Here is a 6,793-nt window from a genome sequence, read left to right on the forward strand (position 1 = left end):
TGTGTTTTTAGCCGGCAACAACGCGGCAAGGCGGGTAGCTTATAGCAAGGCGGGTGGCTTGTAGGGAGCTAAGGTTCTTCTGTCTTTGCGCAAGTGAGAGAGAGCGACCGCGGTAGTTTATTTTCGCTCGCTGATGGCGAAGCTCCTTAGGATCGATGAGCAACAGCCGGTAGATTTCCGCCTATTCCCCCATCACTGAGTTTATCTTCCAGTTTAGTGGGGGCCGAATGAGGATACCGACTTTATTAACGTCGAGATCGATGTCCTACCGTAGCGCCAGTAGACCGGAGGCACGAATCGCCTGCTCCAGGGTACTCCTCTACTGGAGCACCATCTGCTGCAGATATTAGCGCTCCAGCAATGCATAAATCACCTCTACCTGGTGGATATCAGGCATGGTAAACCTCTTTTGCCCGGCGGGTGAACGCCATGACCATGCTATTCGCCATTTCCTTGAAAATTCTCCCAAACGCCAATTCGATAAGTTTGTTTTTGAATTCAAAATCAAGATGAAACTCAACCTTGCTAGCCTCTTCGCTGAGCGGAATGAAACGCCAATCGCCGGTAAAAGAGCTGAAAGGGCCTTCTACCAAACACATCACAATACTTTGATTTTTAGTAATAATATTACGGGTAGTAAACGATTTACTGATGCCCGCTTTGGATACATTTATTTCAGCGATTAATTCGCTGCCGTTCTGCTCAAGCACCCGGCTGGCGGTACATCCAGGAATAAATTCGGGATAAGCGCTAATATCATTAACCAAGGTGAACATTTGCTCTGTGCTATAAGGAACCAGCGCAAAGCGCGTAATATGAGGCATAATATTTCCTATCTTTAATTGATTCACATTAATATTATCATTTTTCTCTACTGAGACAAAAATACCGTTAAGTTTGCTATGCTACGCCTGTTATGAAAAGTCAGCACAAGCGAGACGAAAGTTTTTCTTCCCCGACCTTAACTGTATAATATTGCGCACTATGACAAAGAAAAAACTACATAAACCTAGTTCAGCCACCATTGCGCAGAATAAACGCGCCCGACACGAATACTTCATTGAACATGAGATTGAAGCGGGACTTTCGCTGCAGGGATGGGAAGTGAAATCGCTACATGCCGGCAAAGCGAACATCAGAGATAGCTATGTCTTGCTCAGGGATGGCGAAGCCTATCTTTTCAGCGCTACTTTCCAGCCGCTGACGTTGGCGTCTTCCTATGTAGTCTGTGACCCTATGCGAACTCGCAAGCTGCTGCTGAATAAACATGAACTCGATTCGCTATTCGGCCGCGTAAATCGTGAAGGTTATACGGTTGTCGTGCTCTCGCTTTATTGGAAAAACGCATGGGTGAAAGTGAAAATCGGCGTCGCCAAAGGGAAGAAAGAGTACGATAAACGTACCGACATTAAAGATCGAGAATGGCAGCTCGACAAAGTACGCATCATGAAACACGTCAGCCGATAACGTTGCTGCCACGTCATAAGTTTGCTACAATGGGATGGACAACTCGGGGCTGATCCTGGATTCGACGGGATTTGCGAAGCTCAAGGTGCATGCCGAGGTGAGGCTGGCCTCGTAAAAAAGCCTCAAAAAATAATTGCAAATGACTCGCAATACGAATCTGCTGCATTGGCAGCTTAATCGGCCTAATAAGCTGAAGATTCCCTCTCTCCCTAGCCTCTGCTCTTAGGACAGGGATCAAGAGAGGTCAAAACCAAAAGAGATCGCGTGGATGGTCCTGCCTGAGACTGAAGCGTTAAATTTAATCAGACTAGTCTGTTAGTGGCGTGTCCGTCCGCAGCTGACAGGCGAACGTAAAGACTGGACTAAGTATGTAGTACCCGAGGGCGTAGAAATTCCGGACGCGGGTTCAAATCCCGCCAGCTCCACCAAAATTCTTAGTTGATAGATACCACAGTCGTTATAGCAGAGTCCTAAGAGCTTGCTAACGCGAGCCTCAAGGGGTTTTTTGCCTGTATCTATCTGAAATGATCTGCCTGTGTCCAGTGATAATGGACAGGCGCACTGGTGATCATTATAATATGAATGCACATAAATCACGCTCCACACCACCAACGTCTTAGTGTTTCTGCGACCAGCGCCCGGTTCCTTCAAAACGTATGAAGGCTAAGTGCGAGCATAAGGTACCTTTGTCGCCTAATTATATATTATGCCTATATCCCTAATCAATTGGGGTTTTGTAACCGAAAAATTCAAACAGTATATTTCTTTTTCCCAGCAGGAATGATTCGTAGCAGCTTGTGAACTGTTAAACAACTAACGCTGCTTCAAAGAGGTTTGGAAAACACTGCGAAAAGCCTGTAGCGTAAAGCTGCTCTGCTGCCTGTGGCAAGTAACGGGAAAGATAGCTGGCATACAAACCCGGGCGATATCGCCACGCAGGCGCAGCTCGCCACCTTTACACGGCCACACCGGCGCAAGCCCCTTTGAGTTCGTCCACGAGGTCAACTGGATTTAGCACATACTTCTTAGTAGGTCTACAGAGCTGAAATCGGTTCAGGCCGGTTTTTTACATTTCAGGGCAGAATGAGCACGTCACATGTACACTTTTATAAACATAATAATTTAAATATTTTTATAATATATATTATATATAACTTATTAAGTTATATAGTTAATAAATTTTCCTGAAAACAATTTTTGAATTTACTATTTCATTTGCAGATTAAGATGTTAATCATCGTTTAATCAGCTAGCCTTTTATAGATTACATAAAAATATTTATCAAAATAAGGAATTTACATGGATTAAATTAATGAAGATAACATAAAATGTTATGACTGTTAAGAATACATAGAAGAGAAAGTTTCAAGGCAGATCCTAAAGTACTAGGCGAGGAAAGTGCTATAGAAACCTTAAATCTTCTACCTTTGGGGGACCAATATCTTAGTATGTCGGCGTCCGTACGCCTATGAGAGGCACCGAAACAAAATTGATCTTAATCCATATAAGTCCTCTTTGTGGCGCAGACCCTGTAAGGATTGGAAGACACTTGAAAACAGGGTACTAGATATAATAGACAGGATTGATAAAAATGGAGGCGATATTAAAGACTCGATAAACATTCTAGCTACACCTGTTGCAGATATGGAAGGCATTCAAAACCTATATGACTTATCATTTTTAGAACCCGACTATACTAGTCATAGATTAAGTAAAAATAAAATTGATCGATTGTGTAAAATTCATAACGACTTTACTTAAAAGATAATAGACACACTAAATTTACCATAAATAAAATTTTTTTTAAAAATAAAGTAAGTATTGTTGATATAAATTTATCATAGAAAATCAATGATTATAACATAAAATCTGAATTAACTGAGGTTCACTCTATAAACAAAGGAAAAAGCAATAGCTGGAATATTATTTTAAGTCCCAAGAATTAATAAAATTCTAGTATGAGTCTGGCCATAATATCGTTAACAATCGAGTGTTTAAAACAGAGTATCGTGATATTTCCTATAATAAATTAATTTTAGCTAATTTTAAATATTTTTACATATTAAATGAAAAACTATGAAGTTAATGGTAAACTTGCACTTGATAAAATAGGTTATCGAAAGTAATTATTTTTGGATGAAACATCATTGGAGCTGGCTTTGGAGTTCTAATAAATATTTTTCACTATAAACAGACCAACAGGTTAGCTTTTCTTCGAAAGATGGTGCGGGAGAAAAAGATAATTTTTACATATTGTTCAATACAATTGATAAAATCTACCTTTTTCTAATTCATATAAAATCTGCCAATACCAGCAGTGCTGAAAGAAGAATTTCAGTCAGCGCTCACGATATAGTAATAAATGAAGATATAAAAAATATTTTTGATATTTTAATAGAAAAATTAGTTAGTTACTTAGGAGAATGTTCGGAAAAATACGAGGGTAAATATTGTTAGAAAGATAATAAAATCAGTATCTACAATTTATTTGTAGATACAATAAAATCATTTGTACTAGAAATAAAAATTAAATTTAGAGTGGTAATCGTAAAAACCCATACGATGAAAAGATATTACACTAAAAACGCACTTTTTACTATCAGTAAACAGTTAGAATTTATACTCGTTAGCATCGAGTCAGCAATCAGAGCATCCGGGACTGAATTTTATATAATCATTCATAATGATACCTAACCAGATAATCTGCTTAGATAATTCCTAAGGAATAGGGTAAATAATATCATTGATGTACATTCAAGTACATCACAGAAAGTTACATTTTTTAACCTAAAAAGGAATGGCAATATAAACGATACATTTATACTACGCCAGTGTATATTGAAAGTTTAACCCCTTCACCTCTTTTATAATGGTTACAAAAGATAATAGTCTTCTTCTTTCATAATCCAGTTATACCTTATCACTCCAGTATTATGCACAATTCCGGTGCAATATTATAAGACAGCGGCAGCCGAAAAATATTTATCAATTTCACCGAAAAAAGCTAGTAACAGTGCTACGCGAGATTTATGAAAAAAAACTGACGAACTATATTGTTATTATCATCGAATGCGAAATATCATTTTTTCTTACTGCCAAATAGATCTCAGCTTATTAACCCCGATTTGACTGTTGCTATTCAACATATATACTTTTAATAAGATCACATATCGTAATCATAAGTAATACAATAAATAATAATATTTATTATATCTATATAATTATATTAATTAATTTATGTATTTTAGTTATATTTCTATTGATCTATGGTTTTCACATGGCTACTATCCAAAAACTTTCAGAAAAATTAACTTCAGAACTTTTACTAAGAAAACCGTTAAAATGAACACATTTTATGTTGGCATTGTTGCAAATTACAATTCCTCTTCACTGGTACAGACCGAGGCTCAGCGTGATAGGCTCAATATGGCCTGCTCCCCGGTGTAATCGTTAGTTAGTCATGCCCCGCCTATTAACTATTATCTATCTGGCAGATCAGATTTTTACTGTGTTATTGCTAAGAAGACTCAAGGGTTAATGCTTAACTGTAGGAGAAGGTTATGTCAGTCATTGACCACATTGAAATTTCGGTAACGGATATGCAGAGCTATCGCGACCATTTTATCAATAGGCGCTGGCGCTACCACTGTGGTTTCTCCTGGTGATAACCGTAGACCTGACCCAATAGCTGCACGGGAGGTTTTTGCCATGGACTTAGACCTGATGGGTATCCATGTCTTTCTGCAGCGACGGTTGTGCCAGTACATGTACTATTTTCTGCTCAATAGCACGCTACCGTAGACCAGTTTTGAGCCGCCGCCATATAGGTTGGCGGCAAAGACAATGGCATATGGCATATAGGGAGGTACACCGCCATTACTACAACTATTATTATGCAGTCTACATTCTAGATCATGATGGCAATAATATGGAAGTAGTGTGTCAACAGAAGTAAACTAAGGTATAAGGAGGAAACACCCGACAAAAAAACCGTGCAACGATCTGTGATATCATGATGGAGGATATTCTGGTAATAAAAACGTTACACTATTACAGGTTACCAAAGGGAAGACGCGATCTGCCTATCTATGACGCTGTTTAATATCCAGCGCGTCCTGTAACACCTAGGCCGCTTTAGAGGCTTAGAGATGACTACTCTGTTTACTTGCTCATAGAGCGGGACTACCAGGAAAAATTTTCCAAAAAGTGAATGACAAGGATGAACATTATCGTTAAAAACCCCTATTGCAATACAACTTTGCAACATAGGTTCGCTCCGTTGGCTTAACCGATCCCAGCGATGCCGCACCGCTGCTCGTTAGCGCGGATAATAAACAGATGCCAGGCGTGGTAGTGTTCCCAGCTGGGCAGCGCCAGCGGAGCGGAGAAAACGGCGTATCGGCCAGTTCGCGCAAATAGCGCTGGGCTAGAGCCGCACGGCGCGCGTTGTGCTGTAGTAATTTGTCTAGCTGTACCAGCGTAATGGCAGCATTGATATCAGTCAGGTTGTATCTGTAATCTGGCACCATCACCTCCGCCTGCGAGGCCCGGTCATGCATATTGCGATTGAACGCATCCACCGCCAAACCGTGAAAATTTAAGCTGCGGATGCGCTGTGCCAGCGCATCGTCGTCCCTGACCAATACCGCCCTCGGCACCGGTCATATTCTTGATAGCATGGAACGAGAAAATGGCGGTGCCGTCGGTACCCACGTAGCAGCATTTGTAGCCTGTCTCCGTCTCATACGCCGCATCCTCAATCACCGGGATGCTATAGCTTACACCCAGCAACGAATAGCGTCGATATCTGCCGACGCGCCGGCGTAATGGACGGGCATAATAGCACGGGTATGCGGGGGTAATCGCTGCTTAAATAAGCTCAGGCGTCACAATCAGCGTGTCGCGGTCGACATCGACCATGATAGGTTCGGCGCAGAGCAGGCAGATCATGTTCAAGGTGGAAACACACGTCTGCGAAGGCGTAATCACCTCATCGCCAGGCTGCAACCCCAGGGCTATGAGCGTGACATGTATACCGCCGGTCGTCGAGCTCACGGCGATAGCATGACGATTGCCGGTCAATTGATAGAACGTCTGTTCCAGCTGTGTGCATTTTGTCCCAATTGTAATCCAGCCCATCGCAGTACCTCACCGACGGTGGCGAGCGCGGCCTCGCCCAGCACAAGCTGTGCGAACGGAAAAAATTCAGACATTATTCAGTTTCTCTTAAAATGGTAAGTTACGATTTAGCGGCAGCAAGCGACATGATTGGTGTGAATGAAATTACCGCTGAACGGTAATATTCTGTAATGGATGACTGCGCTAC

Annotated in this window: 2 protein-coding genes, 1 other RNA gene and 1 pseudogene; 2 read left to right on the top strand and 2 right to left on the bottom strand. The window is 41.2% G+C overall.

Annotation, left to right across the window (positions count from 1 at the left end; genetic code table 11):
* Positions 1-389: 389 nt before the first annotated feature.
* The gene (locus BG74_RS06065) at positions 390-824 is read right to left on the bottom strand and encodes an SRPBCC family protein (protein WP_066597301.1); all 435 of its coding nucleotides are present in this window, start codon (positions 822-824) and stop codon (positions 390-392) included.
* 160 nt (positions 825-984) lie between these two features.
* Between BG74_RS06065 and smpB the strand changes: the two genes are divergently transcribed.
* Entirely contained in the window at positions 985-1,467 is a 483-nt protein-coding gene (gene smpB, locus BG74_RS06070; protein ID WP_066597302.1) for an SsrA-binding protein SmpB, read from the top strand.
* 45 nt (positions 1,468-1,512) lie between these two features.
* Positions 1,513-1,895: a transfer-messenger RNA gene (gene ssrA / locus BG74_RS06075) on the top strand.
* A 3,868-nt stretch (positions 1,896-5,763) separates the two neighbouring features.
* On the opposite strand, the pseudogene BG74_RS06080 reads toward ssrA, so the two are convergent.
* Positions 5,764-6,680 (bottom strand): annotated as a pseudogene (locus BG74_RS06080) (DegT/DnrJ/EryC1/StrS family aminotransferase); the annotation flags it as partial.
* Positions 6,681-6,793 lie beyond the last annotated feature (113 nt).

The organism is Sodalis-like endosymbiont of Proechinophthirus fluctus (assembly GCF_001602625.1).
GTDB lineage: Bacteria > Pseudomonadota > Gammaproteobacteria > Enterobacterales > Enterobacteriaceae.